The 19,453-nt window shown below is 57.7% G+C and carries 18 protein-coding genes; 6 read left to right on the top strand and 12 right to left on the bottom strand.

Annotated elements, in window-relative coordinates; translation table 11 throughout:
• Positions 1-12 precede the first annotated feature (12 nt).
• The 6 genes from EDY99_RS09155 to EDY99_RS09130 form a co-directional block, all read right to left on the bottom strand.
• Positions 13-1,188, bottom strand: a complete 1,176-nt coding sequence (locus EDY99_RS09155; protein ID WP_033643091.1) for an FAD-binding oxidoreductase — start codon at positions 1,186-1,188, stop codon at positions 13-15.
• Positions 1,189-1,228: 40 nt separating this feature from the next.
• On the bottom strand, positions 1,229-1,786 hold the full coding sequence (locus EDY99_RS09150) for a hypothetical protein (RefSeq protein ID WP_050440105.1): 558 nt from the start codon (positions 1,784-1,786) through the stop codon (positions 1,229-1,231).
• A gap of 22 nt (positions 1,787-1,808) precedes the next feature.
• Positions 1,809-2,837, bottom strand: coding sequence for a PLP-dependent cysteine synthase family protein (locus EDY99_RS09145; protein ID WP_033643090.1), 1,029 nt, complete (start codon positions 2,835-2,837; stop codon positions 1,809-1,811).
• A 42-nt stretch (positions 2,838-2,879) separates the two neighbouring features.
• Complete coding sequence (locus tag EDY99_RS09140) at positions 2,880-3,608, bottom strand: thioesterase II family protein (RefSeq protein ID WP_033643089.1); 729 nt, start codon at positions 3,606-3,608, stop codon at positions 2,880-2,882.
• On the bottom strand, positions 3,605-5,209 hold the full coding sequence (locus tag EDY99_RS09135) for an AMP-binding protein (protein WP_123061695.1): 1,605 nt from the start codon (positions 5,207-5,209) through the stop codon (positions 3,605-3,607). Before EDY99_RS09135 ends, EDY99_RS09140 begins: the two co-directional genes overlap by 4 nt.
• A gap of 300 nt (positions 5,210-5,509) precedes the next feature.
• Positions 5,510-5,734, bottom strand: coding sequence for a hypothetical protein (locus EDY99_RS09130; protein ID WP_033643087.1), 225 nt, complete (start codon positions 5,732-5,734; stop codon positions 5,510-5,512).
• Positions 5,735-5,871: 137 nt separating this feature from the next.
• Here EDY99_RS09130 and EDY99_RS09125 point away from each other — a divergent pair, with 137 nt between their 5' ends.
• Positions 5,872-8,013 carry a TonB-dependent siderophore receptor gene (locus EDY99_RS09125; RefSeq protein WP_123061694.1) on the top strand — a complete coding sequence of 714 codons (2,142 nt, stop codon included), beginning with the start codon at positions 5,872-5,874 and terminating at the stop codon, positions 8,011-8,013.
• Entirely contained in the window at positions 8,013-9,152 is a 1,140-nt protein-coding gene (locus EDY99_RS09120; RefSeq protein WP_123061693.1) for an ABC transporter substrate-binding protein, read from the top strand. The genes EDY99_RS09125 and EDY99_RS09120 overlap by 1 nt, the downstream gene beginning before the upstream one ends.
• A gap of 4 nt (positions 9,153-9,156) precedes the next feature.
• Here the strand turns inward: EDY99_RS09120 and EDY99_RS09115 are convergent, their stop codons facing one another.
• Entirely contained in the window at positions 9,157-9,765 is a 609-nt protein-coding gene (locus EDY99_RS09115) for a TetR/AcrR family transcriptional regulator (RefSeq protein ID WP_033643085.1), read from the bottom strand.
• A 121-nt stretch (positions 9,766-9,886) separates the two neighbouring features.
• On the opposite strand from EDY99_RS09115, the gene EDY99_RS09110 reads away from it, so the two are divergent.
• Both EDY99_RS09110 and EDY99_RS09105 read left to right on the top strand, forming a co-directional pair.
• Entirely contained in the window at positions 9,887-11,485 is a 1,599-nt protein-coding gene (locus EDY99_RS09110) for an MFS transporter (protein WP_308324924.1), read from the top strand.
• Between the two features lie 2 nt (positions 11,486-11,487).
• The gene (locus tag EDY99_RS09105) at positions 11,488-12,873 is read left to right on the top strand and encodes an MmgE/PrpD family protein (protein WP_123062166.1); all 1,386 of its coding nucleotides are present in this window, start codon (positions 11,488-11,490) and stop codon (positions 12,871-12,873) included.
• Between the two features lie 24 nt (positions 12,874-12,897).
• Here EDY99_RS09105 and EDY99_RS09100 read toward each other — a convergent pair whose 3' ends face one another.
• Positions 12,898-13,212 carry a helix-turn-helix transcriptional regulator gene (locus EDY99_RS09100; protein ID WP_033643082.1) on the bottom strand — a complete coding sequence of 105 codons (315 nt, stop codon included), beginning with the start codon at positions 13,210-13,212 and terminating at the stop codon, positions 12,898-12,900.
• A gap of 186 nt (positions 13,213-13,398) precedes the next feature.
• Between EDY99_RS09100 and EDY99_RS09095 the strand changes: the two genes are divergently transcribed.
• Positions 13,399-13,821 (top strand): MAPEG family protein, encoded by a 423-nt coding sequence (locus tag EDY99_RS09095; RefSeq protein ID WP_033643081.1) that lies wholly within the window; start codon positions 13,399-13,401, stop codon positions 13,819-13,821.
• Positions 13,818-14,174 (top strand): thioredoxin family protein, encoded by a 357-nt coding sequence (locus EDY99_RS09090; protein WP_050594418.1) that lies wholly within the window; start codon positions 13,818-13,820, stop codon positions 14,172-14,174. The genes EDY99_RS09095 and EDY99_RS09090 overlap by 4 nt, the downstream gene beginning before the upstream one ends.
• Here EDY99_RS09090 and EDY99_RS09085 read toward each other — a convergent pair.
• The 4 genes from EDY99_RS09085 to EDY99_RS24575 form a co-directional block, all read right to left on the bottom strand.
• Positions 14,155-15,690 carry a phospholipase D family protein gene (locus tag EDY99_RS09085; protein WP_033643080.1) on the bottom strand — a complete coding sequence of 512 codons (1,536 nt, stop codon included), beginning with the start codon at positions 15,688-15,690 and terminating at the stop codon, positions 14,155-14,157. The genes EDY99_RS09090 and EDY99_RS09085 overlap by 20 nt on opposite strands.
• 86 nt (positions 15,691-15,776) lie before the next feature.
• A complete protein-coding gene (locus EDY99_RS09080) occupies positions 15,777-16,568 on the bottom strand; it encodes a helix-turn-helix domain-containing protein (RefSeq protein ID WP_033643079.1) in 792 nt (263 codons plus the stop codon).
• 357 nt (positions 16,569-16,925) lie between these two features.
• Entirely contained in the window at positions 16,926-17,243 is a 318-nt protein-coding gene (locus EDY99_RS09075) for a cupin domain-containing protein (RefSeq protein WP_033643078.1), read from the bottom strand.
• Between the two features lie 233 nt (positions 17,244-17,476).
• Positions 17,477-19,447, bottom strand: coding sequence for an FAD-dependent oxidoreductase (locus EDY99_RS24575; protein WP_164489274.1), 1,971 nt, complete (start codon positions 19,445-19,447; stop codon positions 17,477-17,479).
• Positions 19,448-19,453: the final 6 nt, after the last annotated feature.

Raw genomic sequence — 19,453 nt, 5'->3', positions numbered from 1 at the left:
AAGGTTCTCCGCTCAGAAACGCAATGCGCTGATGTCCCAACGGGGCTCTCGTTCCGCCAGCAGATCGGCGCAAATTTGCCCCATCAGAGGCGTAAATTTGAACGCCCATCCCCCTGCCGAGACCACCAGATGTTCGCCGCCGTGGCAGCGGCCCTTGGCGCTGTCGAGATAGAATTGGCGCGCCGGATCGGTGGGCAACACGGCCAGACAGCTTGCAGCGGAATGCTGTTTATCCGGTTCGAGGAACGGCATATGCCGGCGGGCAAACTCCAACGCGCGCTCCACGTGCTGCGGGTTTGCCCTATAGCCAGGCGCATTGGCTTCGGTGATCGGATCCACTTCGAAATCGGTCCCCAGCCGATCAAACCCATTGACGGACCAAGGGTTAGGCGGGAAGCCATAAAACAGGTTGCTGTCGCTCTCCACCGGCGGTTGGAAAGCAAACCAGAAGGGATCGTTGGCTCCCAGGCGCTGGCTGCGCAGCATGCTGATGCAGGCCATCTCATAGGTAGAAAGCGCAAGTTCAATATCCAACTGGCGCAGCAGTTTCTTGCTGCCCGGCCCACTGGCAACCAGGACTTTACGGGCGCGATAACGGTTTTGCGTCGTCAGCACCGTTGCGCCCCGAGCATCGGGCTCCACGGCCTTCACGCATTGCTGGAACTGGAACTCCACGCCGGCTTCGCTGGCCAGCGAGTAAAGCGACGCCAGGGTGCCTTTAACGTCGATCACGCCGCCGTCTTGCTGCAAGAAACCTTCATAGTTGCTGTCCAAGCCGGTGAAACCATAGCGCCGTTCGATTTCACGCATCGTCAGACGTTCATAAGGCAACCTCATTTCATCCATTGAAAGCATGGTTTGGCGGATTTGCCCCTCATTGGTCCAGACATCCGCATCGCCGAACCATAGGCTGCCAATGCGGTGGATCAGTTTTCTGTCCGCCTGTTGTTCCAGCTGCCGCCACAATTTGTCGGCCTCCAGGGTAAGGCGGAATATTTCCAGCTCCGAATATTGCAAACGCCAATGGCGCTCCTCCCCGCTGGTGCCGGCCAGTTGCGTAAATAACGCATGTTGTTCCAGGACCAAAACCTTATGGTCGCGATGCTCTCGCGCATAATTCCATGCGGCGGCCAGCCCGATGGGGCCAGCGCCGATAATAATGACATCCCAGTGTACCGACGTGTGCATACCTATCCCTCGTAATGGATATTGTGTGTGTTTGATAAAATTATTTTTTAATTAAGCTTTTAATTTGATCCAGCGGCAACAGGACGATCAGCGTCAGATATTTTTCTCGCGGAATATCCTGATAGAGCTGACGAACGCCGATCTTCCCCATGACATCCCCGCTAACGCCGGCGGCGAACAACGATTGCCATTGCCCCGCCCAAATCGCACTGGAATTCCAAATGCCGGCGGTTTCGATTCGCCCCAGCGGCGTCTCGGCCGTCTCGTGGTACCAGGAAACCACGCTGTCGTCCGGCAGTGAGGCGATTTTCCACCCCTGGCCCTTCATCGTGCCGATATCATGCCCCTGCTTATCCACCAACCGATCGATATGTGAATTGGCATCGCCAACGTTAGGGACATTATCTGCTTTTGCTTTAAAGGTAATATTTGCCATTTCGATAACGGAAAGCACGGTGGCATTGTTATAGCCGTCTTTCGTCGCCAAAATATGCTCAATATCGTTGGCCTCTTTACCTGAACTTATTAACTGGCGAACATAATCGCCAAGCGCGATCAGCTCAGACAATACATTATTATTGCCCTGTATAATTTCCATGAAATATTCCTTTTAGACGTTATTAAACGGTCAAGGCTTCAGATTGTTTGAACCACTCGCGCCCTTTTTCTCGATCGATATCGGAACCGGCGTCGGCAAAGAGTGTGACAACCCGTTGATCCGCACTCAGCGTTTCTGCCAGCTTACAGGCCGTTTTCCAGTTGGCGGCGGAAGATGCGCCGATTTTAACGCCGGTCAACTGATGGAATTCGTGCATCGCGCTGAGCGCTTCCCGATAGGAAACCGGATTGAAAGGCGGTTCCTGCGGCATCAACTTACTGATGAAAGGCTGACGGAAACCGAAGCCCAGCCCGCCGGCTCCGGCAAATTTAGGTTCACCGTTCGGCGCAGACAGCGTACCGTAAGGCAATTCGCGCGGCGTGCTGCCCCATACGATCAGTTGTGGGTTATCCTGACGCAACGCGGCGGCCACCCCCGACAAGGTCCCGCCGGTCCCTACCGCCGATACCCAACCGTCGATGCGCTCACCCTCCAGCTGCCGGCGAATCTCTGCGCCCGTCGCATGCTGATGTACGGCGGTGTTGACCAGGTTAAGATGCTGAGAAAGCAGCGTCCAACTGCCATCTTCATGCGCAATCTGCTGGCTGCGTGCAATGACGCCGAGCAGGAACTGATTGCGATCGACCAGAGTAACGATGGCTTTATCGGCTTTTAACGTGTCGATAAGCGGTTGCGGAGACGAATCCGGGATCACCACTTGCACCGCTATCCCGCACATATTGCCGAGTTTGGCCAGGGCTTTCGCCATATTGCCCCCCGAGGAATCGAGCAACTTCAATTCACCGGCGGCGAAGTCGTGTTGATTGATGGCATCGCAAAACAGACCGAACGCGGTGCGGTCTTTCACCGAGCCAAACGGATTCTCAAACTCAAACTTGGCGTAAATCGACGCCTTTCCCTTTGGCGACGGCACTTCAACCAGCGGGGTATTGCCTAACGTCGCATAGAATTTTTTCAACTGGGGGAACAGAGCGAAGGCTTTCTCCGTATCCGGTGCGCAATCCTGTGGGTTAAACAGCTCAAAATTCATCAGAGGTTCCTTTAAAGCCATACGTTGACAAATAAGCCAGCGTTACCGGAGCAGCTGGCGGAGAAACGCAGCGGTGTCCTGCGCGAAATAAAAGTGATCGCCCGCGAGGAATTGCACCCGGCTGCCGGGGAGTTCTTTTTCCCACAGCGACAGCGCGGCGCGGCTAACCAACGGATCGTTATCGCCGCCCAAAATGCGTGGCTGCATGTCGGGCAAAGGTTCTGCGCTGAGCGCGCCCAACAGCTGTAGATCTTGCTGTATCAAGCGGGTGACAAGCGGGCGAGTGATCTCATCCAGCGACAGTGCGCCGCTGCTTTCACTGAATGTCAGGATGTCGCCCAACACCTCTTGCCGCAGGCTTTCCTGTTGAAGTATTTTCAGTTCAGAGGGGGCGCGCTGGGCCGACAACACGGCGTCGATGTTAAAACGCGACGCTTGTAACGCCGCGGCAACCTGCAGGGCAAACAGCGCGCCCATGCTATGACCGAAAATCACCACCGGCGCGATGCCCAGAGAAGAATGCAGCGCATCAACGCAGCGCGTAATGGCTCGCTGCGCCGTTTCCCAAGCCGGCGCGTCTTGCGCGTCTTCTCGGCCGGGGTACTGCACGATGAACAGATCCACCTCGTCCGGCAGCAGATCACGCCAGTGCTGGTAGAACGCAACGCCGCCGCCGGCATGTGGAAATACGACCAATTGTTTGCTGACCGGTGAACTGCATGGGCGGCTGAGCCTCACCACGCAACCGAGAGACGTGCGCAATGGCGTCATGAGTTCAACCCCGCCGTATTTTTGACCGTCTGTTCCTGGCGCAGCATGTCGCGCAACGTCACGCGATCTATCTTGCCGATCCCTTTCATCGGAATGGTATCGATGACAATCAGCCGCTCCGGCGCCTTGAACGCCGCCAGCCCTTCTTTCTCAAAGAAGCGGCGCAATGCGCTGAGAGTCAGAGTGGTATCTGTGCTGGTGACAAACAGACAAGGCACCTCACCGTAGAGATCGTCCGGCATACCAACGCAGGCGGCTCGCACCACGGCAGGATGCTGTTCAGCCAACTCCTCTATCTCATTGGGACTGAATTTCTCTCCCCCGCGGTTGATCGAGTCGTTTACGCGGCCGTCGATGAAAATGTTGCCCGCGGCATCGACGTGCGCCAGGTCGCCGGTACGGTAGAAGCCGTCCGCCGTAAACGCGCTACGATTAGCCTGGGGATTTTGGTAATACTCGGTGAGCGTATAAGGGCCGCGGGTGATCAGTTCGCCTGATTTGCCCACGGGCAAAGGACGGCCGTTTTCGTCGACGATCAGCACTTCATCATGCGGGCTCAACGGCCGGCCCTGAGAGCTGAATCGCAGAGTGTCATCATCGTCAATCGAGTTAAAACACAGCAGCCCTTCGCTCATGCCATAGCACTGCTGCAGGGTAATGCCGAGGTTGCGGGAGGCGGAGGCCGCTAGCTCAGGCGTCACCCTGGCGCCACCCACCTGAACATGCCACAAAGACGTCAGGTCGCGCGGCGTTTGCCGCTGCAGTTCGCTCCATTGAGACAGCAACGCAGGCACCAGCGTGGTGTGCGTCACGCCGCATTGCTCGATCACGTCCAACGCCGTTTCCGCCGACGGGGCGTCGGCGAGCGCAACGGCGCCGCCGCGAGAAAGCGTACCGAGTATACCGGGGCAATTGATGACAAACCCATGCGAAACCGGCATCGCGGCGAAATAGACCGAATGGCTGTCTAAAGCAAACACGTCACAGCCGCACTCGATCATATAGCTGTAGCCGCCATTTTTACGGGCAATCGCTTTAGGTAAACCGGTGGTGCCGCTCGAGAGCAACATGACGGCGGTATCCGGCGGCGTCATGGTGGCGGCGTGAAGTGGCGGCGCGGGCGTCAAAGGCGAACAGAAATGTTGCAGGTTTAGGTAACGAGTGTCGTGCCCGGCGTCATCGTAGTCTTCGACCAATATCACATCGATATTGAGACCTTCGGCCAACAGCGTCTGCAAAGCGGCAAGTGGGTTATAGCGACGGGAACCTCGCTGCAGGGCAAATACTTTTGGCGCCGTCAGATGCAGAATGTGCCTCAGCTCTTTTTCTCGATAAGAGGGTAATATCGGCACCGGGATCGCACCGAGCATCAACGAAGAGAGCATGATGACAACCGCTTCACGGGTGTTGCGCAATTGATAGGCGATCCGATCGCCCTTCACCACGCCCAATTGACACAGCTTCAAAGCGGCTGAAGCCACCGCACCGTTCAGCCAGTCGTAAGTGTAAACCTCCCCGTGTTCAAAAAGCGCCGGGCGCTGTCCATGTTGTTGAAGGGCCAGCAATAAACGTTGGTTGATCGAATCCTCAACACTAACCATAGCGACTCCATAATGAGTTAACTCACTGTTTGACTGTTATCTTTCTCAATCACAATTCGTTAAACAAACAGCTTTCGGCACCTCGGTCAGGCGGCGCCATCACTTCTGTATTGGCTCAGAATGAAAAGCAAAACGGACTCAAAAACACTTCATTTTCTGGCCGACATCAAACACCATGACCGACCGTCAGTCAATTACCTTGGCGTTAATTATTTGTAGATCTTATGTTTCACCCCTATCATGTCGTTTTAATCTCCTTTATAAACAACACATTATAAATAATACTTTTTTTATACTTGCTTATGACATTTCAGAAATAAGCTGTTCTAATGAATAGTCTCGCCCTCCCCACAGCGATGGCGCGTTAACACAGCGGGCTTTCAGCAGGGCTTGCAATGCCACCGTTTCCGCCGAGCTGAGTGCTAAATCTTGACGCAACTGCCAGCTGCCATCCGCCTCTTGCAGCACATCTTCAGGTACCCCCACCTCAGCCAACAGCGCCAACAAATCATCCAGAGTCTTCATAATGTTATCCAATCGTTAAATGGTATTGATAATTATTCATATTGACCGTCAGTCGGTCAATGAGTATTTTAACGCTTGCCTGAGATGACCAGACTCCCGCCCTCGCAGCGAGACTCTTACTTAAAGAGGGATTTTTTTTGAATAAATTCAACGGACTTCGCCTGCGTAAGGCTTATCTTTGCCCGTTGTTGCTGGGCATGATGCCCTGCCTGACCCTGGCGGCCGATGAAGAGTCGATCTGGGTGGTCGCAGAGGGTTCATCCTCAGACAATGCCCCACAAGGTTATGCCGCACAGCAAGCGACTGTGGCGACCAAAACCCGGTCACCGTTGGTCGATGTGCCGCAATTTGTCTCGGTGGTCAATCGCCAGCAAATGGATGTGCAGTCGGCCGACACGGTTAGCCAGGCGTTGCGCTACAGCGCCGGCGTTGCCGTGGAACGTTTCGGCGCCTTTTCCAGCGGCGTGGACTTCGCCAAAGTGCGCGGTTTTGAGGCCGACTACTACCTGGATGGATTGCGCGTCATCGGCAATAGCGGCATTTGGGGACCGCAAATTGAAACCTGGGGAGTGCAAAGCGTTGAAGTCTTGCATGGCCCTTCATCCTCGTTATACGGCCAGGGGGGCGCCGGCGGCGTAATTAATATGATTTCCCGACGCCCTTCCACCGCCGAGTCGAATCAGCTTAAATGGGATGTCGGCAATGACCGCTCGCACTCCCTCAGCCTCGATTCCATCGGCGCGCTGACCGATGACGAACGGTGGGTGTACCGCTTCGATGGTCTGGCGGCCACGCGCGGTTCGCAGATCGAAGACACCAGGCAAAAGCGCATCTTTCTGGCGCCCGCAATCACCTGGCAACCCAATGATCGCACGCGCTGGACCGTGTTGGCTCACTATCTTCGCGAACCCCAATCAGGCTATTACAACACCCTTCCCGCCCAGGTTTTGGGGCTGTTGCCCAATCCGCACGGCAAGATAGATACCGATAGAAATTACAGCGATCCCGCGCACGAGCACTCGAGCCGTACGCAATACGATATGACCTCGCTGCTTGAATTCGAATTGAACGATCGCTGGCGCCTAAAGCAAAACCTGCGCTATTCCCACGTAGACTCGACGGTGCGACGCGATTTTACGCGCGCCATCACGCCGGACGAGAGACTTTTGACGGCGGTTTATCAGGACGCACCGAGTCAGGCGGACAGCATCGTGATGGATAACCAGGCCGAGACGACATTCGTTACCGGCGCCATCGTCCATCAGGGATTGGCCGGGATCGACTTTCAGGCCGGTAAATTGGATAAAGACTGGTGGGGATCGCAAACCGTGACGTTTGATCCCTGGTCCGAACAGTACCGCCCTTCATTCGAACCTATCCCGGTTTCACGCACGTCGACAACGCAACGCTTCCAGCGCACGGGCTTATACGGACAGGACGAAGCCAGCTGGCGCGGATGGCATTTGTTGTTGGGCGGCCGTCATGACTGGTCACGCATGCGTACCAGTGACAATCTGGCCCATACTCAAACGCAAACCAATGACGCAGCCTGGAGCTATCGCGCCGGGTTGAGCTACCCGTTCGACAATGGCCTGGCGCCGTGGGCCAGCGTCTCTACCGCCTTCGATCCGTTGACCGGCACAAACGCTCAAGGCACGCCGTTCAAGCCAACCCATTCCACTCAGTATGAGATGGGGATGAAACTGCAGCCTCCCGGCAGCGCAACGATGACCAGCCTGGCGGTCTACCAACTGACGCAGCGCGATGTGAACACCATCGATCCCCTTAATCCCAGTTATTACACCCAAACGGGTGAAGTGCGTTCTCGCGGCGTGGAGCTGGAATCACGGGCGGCGGTGACCGATAACCTTAATCTGATGCTGTCCTATGCCTGGGTCAACAACGTCGTGACTGAGGCTAACGATAGCACGCAGGGGAAACATCCGGTGGGGGTTCCGGCGCAGACCGGCTCGATGTGGCTGGACTATCGCTTTACTAAAGGGCCGCTGCAGGGGCTGCTGATCGGTGGCGGTACCCGCTACCTGGGGGCCAGTTGGGGAGATGGCGCCAACACCTTCAAAGTGCCCGCCGTTTGGCTCGGCGATATGACCGTCCGCTATACGCCGGGTGCCTGGGATCCTCGTCTGTATAATCTGGAGCTGGGACTGACGGTCAACAACCTGACCAACAAATCTTACATCGCCAGTTGCACCAGTGCGCCTTACTGCAGCATCGGCATCGAACGCCGCATCATCGGTTCGATAAGCTGGTATTTCTGATGCACAGACGACGTTTTCTTCAGGCGGCCGCTTTGCTGGCACTTTCTTCGCCTTCACGCTCTCTGCGCGCCCAGGCTGATACACAGATCGTGACCGATATCGTCGGGCGTACGGTGACTTTACGCTATCCTCTGCGGCGTATTTTCCTGGCGGAAGGCAACCTGTTTTATACCGTTGCGGCGCTCAACCCACGCGCGCCGATGGAAAAACTGGTGGGTTGGCGAGACAATTTCCGCACCGCCGACCTGGACAGCTACCGGCTGTATCTGCGCTATTTTCCCGAACTGGCCAAGCTGCCGGCCTTCGCCGGCGTGCAGCAAATGCAATTCGATCTGGAAAGGTTGATCGCTTTGCGGCCCGAAGCCATGTTGCTCAACGCGAATACGCGTTCTGTGCTGGAAACGAGCGGCCTGATGGCTAAGCTTACGGCGGCGAACATCCCCGTGGTGTTTGTCGATATGAGCATCGGCCTGATGAACAACAGCGCCAGAAGCATCGCCATCATGGGGCAGCTGTTTGATAATCCGCAAAGTGCACATAGCCTGATTCGCTTCCGCCAGCGTCATCTCGATACGATCCGCGACACGCTGATGAAACGGGCTCCGCCGCGCCCACGCATAATGATGGAGCGCGCCGCCGGATTATACGAGGATTGCTGCCTGTCTTGGGGCAATGGCAACTACGGCGAGATGGTGGATAGCGCAGGAGGATTCAATTTGGCTCAGACGCATATTCACGGCGTTTACGGCGCATTGAGTCAGGAAACGGTGATCGCTTCCCAGCCCGATAAGATCGTCGTGACCGGCAGCAACTGGAGTCATTACTCGCCCCACGGTGACTGGATCAACCTTGGGCCAGGCGCAGATTTGACGCTGGCAAAAACGCGGCTGGAAAAATTGATGCGACGCCCGGCTTATCGCACCCTGGCCGCGGCAAAGAACGGACAGGCGTACGCCATCTGGCACCCGTTTTACGATCACCCTTTTAATTTCGTCGCGATCGAACGTCTGGCCAGTTGGTTCCATCCGTCGCTGTTCGCCGGCGTTGATCCCGAAGCGACTTTTGCTGAACTCTTCGCCCGCTTTCTTCCCATTCCGTATCAGCCCGGTTACTGGGTGTCGCTCAAGGCGGCGCCGTAAACGATCAGCGACATCCCAGCAAACGCATGAATTCCTGCGCCAGCGCAGGCCCCAGCCCTTGGCGGTCGGCGTCGGGGTTGACCATGACGTCATCCACGGCACCATGCATGCCGTGATACATCAAGATGGCGGTCAGATGCGGATTCTCCAGACGCCAGGCGCCCGCCGCTGCGCCATCGTTTAAAATCGTCAGGATCTGCTCCAGCACGGCATCACGATCCTGATTGCCTCGGGTATGATAATGATGATCGTGATACAACGCATCGTGCAGTTCCATGCCTTCAAAATAGGTCGCCACGCCGGCATCACACCAGGCTCTCAGACGCGCCAACCAGTCATCCGGCGCACACTCATCGATAGCCAGCTGAATTTTCTCGATAAAGTGATTGGTGAAACGTATACGTAAAGCGGACAACATTTCATTTTTGGACGGGAAATAGTGGTAGAAGGTCCCTTTGGCGACGTTGGCGTCGCGGACGATATCGCTGATGGTGGTCGCTTCAAACCCTTTTTCGATAAACAGCTTCTGCGCCGCATCCATCAATTCATCCAAGCGCACTTCCGCCGGTTTGGTTCGAGGCTGTGTTTCTTTCATCTTCTCTTTTGTCTTCATATCAACATCCACTAGGAGTCCAGCGGCCATCGTAACCAATGTTGTTGCCATTGACCAGCCGGCCTATCTCAGTGAAATCAATATTTACGCTCCATTGACCGACGGTCAGTCATAATATAGGATGAGAATAGTTTTCACTATCACCCCCATCTCAATAAGGAGCCCCACTATGTCCGGTATGCGCAGGATTTCGCTCGTTGCCGCCATCTGTCTGGGTACATTTATGGCGTCGCTTGATATCAGCATTGTCAATGTGGCGCTGCCCACGATGCTGGAATCGCTGCAAACCGACATGTCGGGCCTGCAGTGGGTCGTTGACGCCTATGCCCTTTGCCTTTCCGCGTTAATCCTTTCCTCCGGTCCGCTGGGCGACAGATTTGGCCGTAAGCGTATTTGGCTGTACGGCGTTGCATTGTTTACCGTCGGTTCGATCGTTTGCGCATTCGCCTCCTCTCTCGGCATGCTGCTGACGGGCCGGGTGATACAAGGGATCGCCGGCGCAGCCGTTATCCCTGGGGCATTGTCGTTATTGACTCATGCTTTTCCGGAGGAGCAGTTGCGCACCCGCGCGATCGGGATCTGGTCTTCGGTCAATGCCCTTTCGCTGGTGATTGGCCCGGTTTTGGGCGGCTTGCTGGTGCATACCACCGGTTGGCCAGGCATATTCTGGATCAACATTCCGGTCGGGATCGTCGCGTTGATATTGGGCGGTTGGGGGCTGCGAGAAAGCTCGCATCCTGAGCACGCTGCGCTTGACCCGCTGGGGCAAGGGTTGAGCATCTTGTGGCTTGGCGCGCTGACCTACGGGCTGATTGCCGCCGGAGAATTCGGTTGGCACAGTGTGCAATCGCGTTTTCCGTTGTACGCCGCCCTGGCGCTGTTTGCGCTATTTCTCTGGGTGGAAACGCGGGTCAAACGCCCCTTGCTGCAGCTGAGCCTGTTTCGCAACGCCGATTTTAGCGGCTATAACCTCGCCTCTTTTGTACTCGGTTTTTCCGCTTACAGCAGCGTCTTCTTCGTCTCGCTATTCCTGCAACAAGCCCAGGGCTGGAGCCCCGCCGACACCGGTTGGCGCATGGCGCCGGAATTTCTCGCCATGGCGCTGGCCGCTTCCGGTTTTGGCCGCCTGTCCGCCAAACTGAGCGTGAACTCGCTGATGATCGTCGGTTATGGCCTGATGGGCGTTGCCCTGTTGTTGCTGACGCAGCTGCACGCCGATTCGCCTTACGCTCTGGTGGCGCTCTATTTGGCCCTGCTCGGTTTCGGCATGGGGCTGTCCATGCCGGCGACAAGCGCCTTGGTGATGCGCACCGTTGCGCCGCAACGTTCCGGGATGGCGTCGGCAACGATGAACGCGCTGCGACAAACCGGCATGACGCTGGGCATCGCCTTGTTGGGCACGCTGATGAGCATGAAAGCGGTGACTACCTTGACTGCGGCTTTGCAAACGCAAGGCGTGGAACAGGCCGCCGCAATCGCCCGGACGGCGGTCATCGAACAACAGCAAACGGCCGTTGATGCATTGAGCGCGAGCCGCATGCAAGCGCTGACGCACAGCGCCTTCGCCGATGGTTTCGGGATCGCCATGCTGTGTGCCGGATTACTCAGCATCGTGATGACCGTGTGGCTGCTGATCATGCTACATCCGCGTTTCCGTCTGCATCCTCAGGCCGGAAACGCCGTGCTGAACAAGTCACCTGAACGACTGAACGAGGAATGAACATGACAAAATTATCGGTCGACCCGATCGAAGAATTGATCGCTTTCGCTTCGCAGGTAGATGCGTGCATGATTCCCCCCGCCGTCCTGGCATTCCAGTGTAAACGGCTCATGGATAATCTTGGCTGTCTCGCCGCCGGCTACGATCAAAGCGGCGTTGACGCGGCGCTGTCGCTGGCCAGACGCTGGAGCGGCAGCGCCGAAGCCAGCATTATCGGCAGCGAAGAACGGCTCGCCGCGCCGCAGGCGGCGTTTGTCAACGCCGTACGCGCTCGCGCGCTCGATTATTGCGACGTGCTTTCTCCTGGCTGGCACCCCAGCTCCTCGGATATTCCTGTGGCCTTGGCGGCTGCGGAACTGTCGGGTGCTTCCGGCCTCGACACCTTGGCTGCGTTGGCCGTTGGGCAAGACTTCGCTCAACGCATCAACCTCGCCGCGCAGGCGAACGGCTTTTTCTACCGCGGGTTCGACTCGAACATCCTCGGCCTGTTTTCCGGCGCAGCGATCGCCGCCCGCCTGTTGCGCCTGGACCTGCACGCCTTTACCGACGCTATCGGCCTGGCTTTCGATTTTGGCATCGGCACCTTCCAACACTACCAGGACAAGACGCTGGCGGTACGTATCAGCCAGGGATTGGTGGCTCGCCATGCGCTGGAAGCGGTTTTAATGGCGCAGGCTGGAATAAGTGGCCCTAAACGCGTCCTGAGCGGCGAGAACGGATTTTTCAATCTCTATGCCCCGGGCGAACCCGACCTGGGATTGCTGACCCACCAATTGGGCTCCGCCTTTCTGGGTGAAGAAGCGACCTGTTTCAAACTCTACCCGCACTGCAGCATTCTGCTGGCGCTGACCGAAGCGCTGTTGAACGACGGCCCGCATCGGCAGTTGTCCGATCCCGCACGGGCGAAGATCACTCTGCATGCCTCGCCGACCATGCGCATGGTCTGCGGCGCGCCATACGAGCCGCAGAAAACGGCCGAAATCGATGCGCAGTTCAGCGCGCGTTACATCATCGCCAACGCGCTGCTGCGCGGCCAGGCCAGCGCACGTGAATTCAGCGCGGCTTCAGCGACAGAACCTACGGTCGTTGCTCTGGCGCAGCGTATCGAAGTTCATGAACAACATGCCTTCGATAGGTTTGACCGCTTCGAACTACACATCACGCCGGAGCAGGGTGATACGCTGCGGCTCAAGGCCGAGTTTGGCCGCGGCTGGCCGGAGAATCCGGCCGATATGCAGGATATTCGTGAGAAATTTCTTCACTGCTGTGCGCAATCACCCAGTGAGGGATTACGCCTTAATGCGCGAAAACTGATGGCCTGCATCGAGAATCTGGTCGAAGCGCCTTCGTTACAAGCCTTGTTGGCCGCAACGCGAGAAGTGCGCTAGTCCCGACGCACTTCGCCTGCCCCCTCACTTCGGCGCGTAAATCTCTCTGAGCGTGGCGATCACTTTCGCCACGTTTGGGTCATCGATGCGGTAAAACAGGGTTTGCGCTTCGCGTCGGTACGTTACCAGACCTTCATTGCGCATTTTCGCCAGGTGCTGCGACAGCGCCGATTGGCTGAGCGGCACCAACTGTTGAAGCTCCCCCACGGCAATCTCATCGTGTTTCAATAGCAGGCAAAGCACCAGCAAACGGTGTTCGTTGCCTATCGCTTTCAACAGCCTGGCGGCCTCAATCGCCCCTTCATTCAAAAAGGGATCCTGCTTAGCTTTTGCATTCATGGTCAGTCACGGCCCCGTCATCATTCAGCCGCATTATAGCGGCTTTCAGGCGCCGGCACAGCATTACATTAGCACCCATTAAATTAGGTATTGCTAATTTATATAATTCTAATATAACCTTATATTCAAGCCGAGCAGCTCTCCCTGAGGCCGCAGGCTCTTTCCCAAGACAAGTGAGAATGCGTTATGAATATGCCAACCCTGGTGTTGCTGGCGTTTGCCGGCTGGACATTATTGATTCTATTCGGCACCGTCGGCGTTTATCGCTGGTCCCGAATTTTAACCGGCCGCGCCACGGTCAGCGAATGGCAAGCGAATAAACCGCAGGGCAGCGATGGCTACCAGCGCGCCATTGCGGCGCATCGCAACTGCATTGAAAATTTGCCGGTTTATACCGCCCTCGTTGTAGCGATAGCCGTATTTCAGGTGGAAAGCACGACGCTGAATGTCTTGTCTCTGGCCCTGCTCGGCGCGCGCATGGCGCAGAGTCTGGTTCACATCGGTTTCGAGCAGACGGAGAAAGTCGCCACCTGGCGCTTCGCTTTCTTTTTCACGCAAATCGTCACGATGATTTGGATGGGGATAGAGATCGTCAGGAGCCTGCCATGACGATCACGAACCTGGCAGAGCCCCATGAGGTGACCCGTTTCCTCTATGACGCAGACAAACCCGAGGGGCAGCGGGCCATCCTCTACTTTTCCGCCTCCTGGTGCCGCCCTTGTCAGAATATGCAGGGGATCGTTGAACAGCTGCACCGTCACGCCAACGAGATCGCCTTCGGCCGCATTGACGTCGCGCAGGCGCCGACGGTCGCCCCTGCGTTCGGCATCAAATCCGTGCCCTCCCTCGCCCTGTTTGAGGATGCGCGCCTCATCGCAATCATCGCGGGCGAGGTTCCCTTGCAACGGCTGTTACACCGGGTGGCGACGGCCTTCGCCGGCGTTACAGCATCCACTCGATAGGCAGCCAGCCGGCCACGGTAAGAACGATGCGTTTTACCCAGCCGGCGCCGGGTTCTTGCTGGTGCACCTCGGTGTGGCCGTCTTCGAAGGCTTCTTTCCACACCATTTTGCCTTCGGGCGTCAATACCGGCCGATAGGCGGCGTATTCGAGCGGGCCATCAAACAGTTGGCGGGTGTCGGCCGCCAGCGACGGGCTATCGATCAAGAATCCCATTTCGCAGTTCAGGTGCGCCGAGCGCGGATCGAAATTGAACGAGCCGATAAACACCCGTTTGTCATCGATGGCGAAGGTTTTAGCATGCAGCGCCGCACCGGACAGCCCCAGCGGCTTGAGTTCCTTGCGCCCCGTCGGTTGCCCGGCGCGCAGCTTCAGCTCGAACAGCTCGACGCCCGCCTGCAGCAGCTCACGCCGGTATTTGGCGTAGCCGGCGTGAACCACCAGCACGTCGGTGGTGTTCATTGCGTTGGTCAGCACGCGGATGGATTTTCCCTGTTTGGCAAGCGATTCAAAGAAGGTTGCCCCTTCCCGCCCCGGCACGAAATAGGCGGAGACCAGATCCAATTGCCGGCTGACGCCGCCGATGATCTTGCCCAGCTGCGTCACCATCAAGCGATCGCGCGACGCTTTGCCCAATCCCTTCGCCGGATCGTCGGCCACCAGCTCTACCTGGGTGAATTCCGGCTGCACGGCGCCATCACGAAAGCGCACCGCACTGGTTTCCAGCTGCACCGCCAATTTACGGGCGCGCTCGCTGGTTTCGGTTGCGGCGGCCTGCGTCAGGAATGCCGAGAGGTTGCCCTGGCCCCGGATAATTTGCTCAACGCCGAATACCGAGGCGCTGTTCCAGTAGCGATCGAAGACATCGGCGGTCTCCGCCACCACGCTGCCGACGCTCAACACGTCGAGATCGAGGAAATAGTTCTCGTCGCCGACCTGGAAATACTCATCGCCAATGTTGCGGCCGCCGATGATCGCCACGGCGCCGTCGACGATGTAGGACTTGTTATGCATGCGCCGGTTCATGCGCATAAAGTCGAAGGCGTAACCGGCCAGCTTCGGCGTACGCACGGTAGACGGGTTGAACAGACGGATCTCGACGTTTTTCTGCGCGTTCAGCGCCGCCAGCGTCTCATCCATGGCGACGCCGTTATCGTCCAGCAGCAGCCGCACACGCACGCCGCGTTGGGCCGCGTCATACAGGGTTTTCAGCAGGATCTGCCCGGAGGTGTCGTTATGCCAGATATAGTACTGGGCATCGATCGACCTTTCCGCCATCCGCGCCAACGCCAGGCGGCTGGCGAACGCATCGTGGCCGCTGACCAGCGGCACCACGCCGCTCAGGCCGGGGTGTGCCGCCATCTGTTCGGCGGCCCGCGCCGGCAATAGCGCGGCAGGATCCGCCGGCAAGGCCGCCTGCGGCAGACGCTGCGAAATATCCGGCAAACGAAAGATGACTCTTGCCGCAATAATGGCGATCGTCACGGCGATAATCAGGTACACGACAATTTTTATCACGGGAAGCGGCCTCGGAGGTTGACTGCTTTGCTTTATACGTCATTAGGTTGCTTCAATCTATAGGAGAAGCGCGCTCTGCAATACGGCTATAGCGTAAAGCGCGAAGGCGAAACGCCAAACAGTTTTTTAAACGCCACCGAATAGGCGCTGTGGCTCTCATAACCGCTTTCGAAAGCGGCGTGTATGATGGAGTGGCCGGCCAACAGCAGCGGAATGGACGACAGCAGCCGCAGACGCTGTTTCCACTGGCCAAAGGTGATGCCGGTTTGTTGAGTAAAGTGACGCTGGAAGGTTTTCGCGCTGATCGACAGTGAATCCGCCCAGATCTCAATGCCGCGATCGTCGGCCGGCGTGATGACCAACTGCCGGCAAATGGCGGCCATTCTCGCTTCCATCGGCCAAGGGAGATGCAGCGCCAGCTGTGGCTGCAGGCTCAGTTCCTCGAGGAACAGCGCTCTGAGCAGCGCGTGGCGTTTGGTTTCCTCGCCCTCGGGTGCCAGCGTCGCCAGTTGGGCGATCAGCTCCCGCAGCAGCGGTGACACCTGCAAAACGCCGTCGCGCAACGGCAACCGCGCGGCGGTGAATTCATCGACAAAAATCCCGTAAACGCAGATATTGCTCTGCATGACCAGTTGATGCTCCACCCCCGGCCGCAGCCAGACTGCGGTGGTTGGCGGCACGATCCAACGCCCGCTGCCCGCCTCGACCGCCATCACTCCCTGTTGCGAATAGAGCAAATGGCAACGTTTATGCGAGTGGAAAGGAACGACAAAGCCTGCCGGATAGTGTTTCACCAGCCCTGTCACCTCGAACGAGGAATTCTCGTGGCTGCTGAGGTTGATGCGTTTCGTTTCGGCGTTGTCGACTTCGAATCCCATGGTCGTTTGTCCCTTTTGATAACGCGAATGTCTTTTATTTGATAGAGAGGCCGCATGATCCTCCATATAGTGACGTTCTCGCAAGCCACACCAGGGGCCTTATGCGAATAAACTCACTATGACACCCACATTTCATCGTTCTGCGTGGTAACGGGGCGATGACATTGTGCATGCGCTGCACAATGGCGGCAACGTTGCGGGGGCGACGGAGGCCGAAAGTGATGGAAAGGGAAAGCGCGGTGGATTGAATCAGGAGGTTTATGCCTAGTCAGCAGGTAGCTTAGCCTGGGGGGCGGCTCAATGCTGAAGGGATAGGGAGAGCGCCTAGGCTCTCCGCTATCCCTTCTTGTCAATACGTCAACGGGCCAGTTCGGCGCCGTCCAGCTCGGAAATCGCCAGACAAATCACTTCCGTTATGGCCTCTACCGTATAGGCGGTATTGGCAGGAATGATTAACATCTCATGAGGTTGCAGCGTCTGATCGTCAACCTTCAGTTCACCGCTCAGCACCATCAGTTTCACCCATCCCGGATGAAAACGCGCCGGTTGTCGGCTGCCCGCATCCAGCTTCAGCAACGCCGTATGGCCCGGCGTCTCCCGTTTCAAAATATGAAAGCGCACCCCATCGTAAGGCATGTTTTCGTAATGCAGTGACGCCAGTGTTCTCTTATGCATGGTAAGTGTCCTCGTGACCTGTGAGTAGCTGCTCCGCCTTCGGTCGCCGTAAAAACGTTTGGCGGCTGTCCCTACCGAAAGCACCGTCTCGCAGCCTCTTGGCGAACGGATTAACTGTCGTGCTTGCAGCGGCCTGTACGGCCTCCACTTCATGCCTAACCTGCCTCAGGCATGCTAATAAATATATAAGAGCCTCGCCAACGGCGCAAAAAACCACTGCAACGTTGAGCGCATTACGGTGTTAATCCGTAGTCGGAAAGATTATCCAGCAGCCCGATCAGAGAGAAGAACAGCGCCGTTTGCCGAGGATCGCGCCAGCCATCAGCAAAGTCCGCCATCAGCCACAGGACTTCGTCGAGAAACAGATGCTCTACCGCCTGATGCCAGCTTTGCACTTCGCCGGCCGTCAACGCGACAGACTCACCGTACCCCGTCAAAAACAGCCGCCATTCCCGTACGGTGAACACGCGGTCGGGCGCCGAGTCCAGTGCGTTGTGGAACAGCAGCAGGACCAGCGCCAGATCGAACACGCGCGGCAAAAACAGCGCGTTATCGGGGTCGATCAGCACTGGCCTATCCTGCGCGACATAAATCAGATTATCGGCTTTAAAGTCATAGGGCGTTTCCACGCAAGGGAGATCCCGTGCGCTAAGCGCCGTCTGCCGCCCGGCAATCTGCAGCATACGCGTTTTTAGCGCCTCGATGTCGAGCGTCAGCCCCTGGCTTGCCGCATGACTGGCGATCTCGTCCAGATCCGCTGAGATATCGTCTTCAGTCAGTGCATACTCGTCATAAACCGCCAGCCCGGCGTTATTGTCTGCCGAAGATAACGCGTGGATCCTTCCCAACAGCCTGCCCGCCGCGATAATCTGCTCATCGCGGCCCGCATATTTTTCTCCCGCCACAAAGGGATAAACCACCCACATACTGCCCGCTATCTCTTGCGGACAGGCCGTCGGCGCCACGACGTCAACGCCCTGACGATGCAACGCGGTGAGATACGCCGCCAGCGCCTGGGCTTCGCCCGACGTCGGACGGGTGCGCTTCAGGATGTGCTCCCCTATCTTATAAACCGGCGCATAGGGATAAAGACTGAGCGGCGGCTGCGCGGTATCCAGCGCGAACCGACCGGCAATCGCGATGATATCCCCCCCTTCACCCCCATCATCAATAAATCGCGCCGGGCGGTAACCGTGAGGAATGGCGGGATTAACGCCGTGCAACAGCTCGTCGCTGACCAGCCGACCCAACGTCGGAGCGCACATCACGGCCGGATGCATCACCGCCACATAGAGACAGGTGGCGCCCAGCGGCCCGAGGATGGGATAACCGTCGCGCGGCCTGGGGCGCAGCCCCACCGAACACGCCTGCAGTTGCAATGGCGCCGAGCCGTGCAGGCGGTTTTGAATCGCCGATCGCGCGTCCTCTTCCACGCGTTTGACATCGCCGCCCGCAGGATAATCCTCCGCCGCGAGCAGATCGCCATTTTGCGCATGACGCGCTTCGATGTCGTCGCCCGCAATCAGCGTGTTCACCGCCTGCGCCGCCGCGTGATAGCGCAACAAAATTGCCGGCGACGCCTCGATCGGCAACGAGAATTCGCTGCCGTCCAGCAGCGCCGAGATCCCCGTACCGCAGGCGAGCACTACCCGTTCGGCGGCGATCGCGCCCTCCTCGGTAACGATGCCGGTTATCTGACCACCGGCCTCGCGCAGAAATCCGCTGACCGCACGTCCCAGAAGCAACTCGCCGCCCAACGCGCCTACCCGTTCGAGCAACCGCTGTGTCACTTCTTGCGGATCGACCGCGCCATCGCGCGCCGCAAAATAGGCCTGGCTATCGGGCAGCCCGAGTGCCGGCTCCAGCGCCATCACCTCGGCGGAGGACAGACGCCGATTGTCGGGGTTTTGCGTCGCCGGCGCCTGACCATAGCTGAGCGCGCCGGACCAATTCACCCACAATTCCGGGATCTCCTGCGTCAGCCGCACCCAGTCAGCCACGATCTCGCGCCGCAGAAACGCGTCGGGAGCGCCCTCTGGCACGCCTTCGCTGATCCAGCCGAACGAGCTGCCTGTGGCCCCCGCCGCGGGATGCGCCTGCTCAACGACGATAACGCGCTGCCCCTGACGCGCGAGATGATAGGCGATCGATGCCCCGACAATCCCGGCGCCCACGATAACAATGCGTGATGATGTTCCATTCATTTAATG

This window comes from Serratia sp. LS-1, from assembly GCF_003719595.1.
Lineage (GTDB): Bacteria > Pseudomonadota > Gammaproteobacteria > Enterobacterales > Enterobacteriaceae > Serratia > Serratia ureilytica.
Note: the sequence above shows the minus strand (reverse complement) of the source record. Positions and strands in the feature narration are given on the sequence as shown.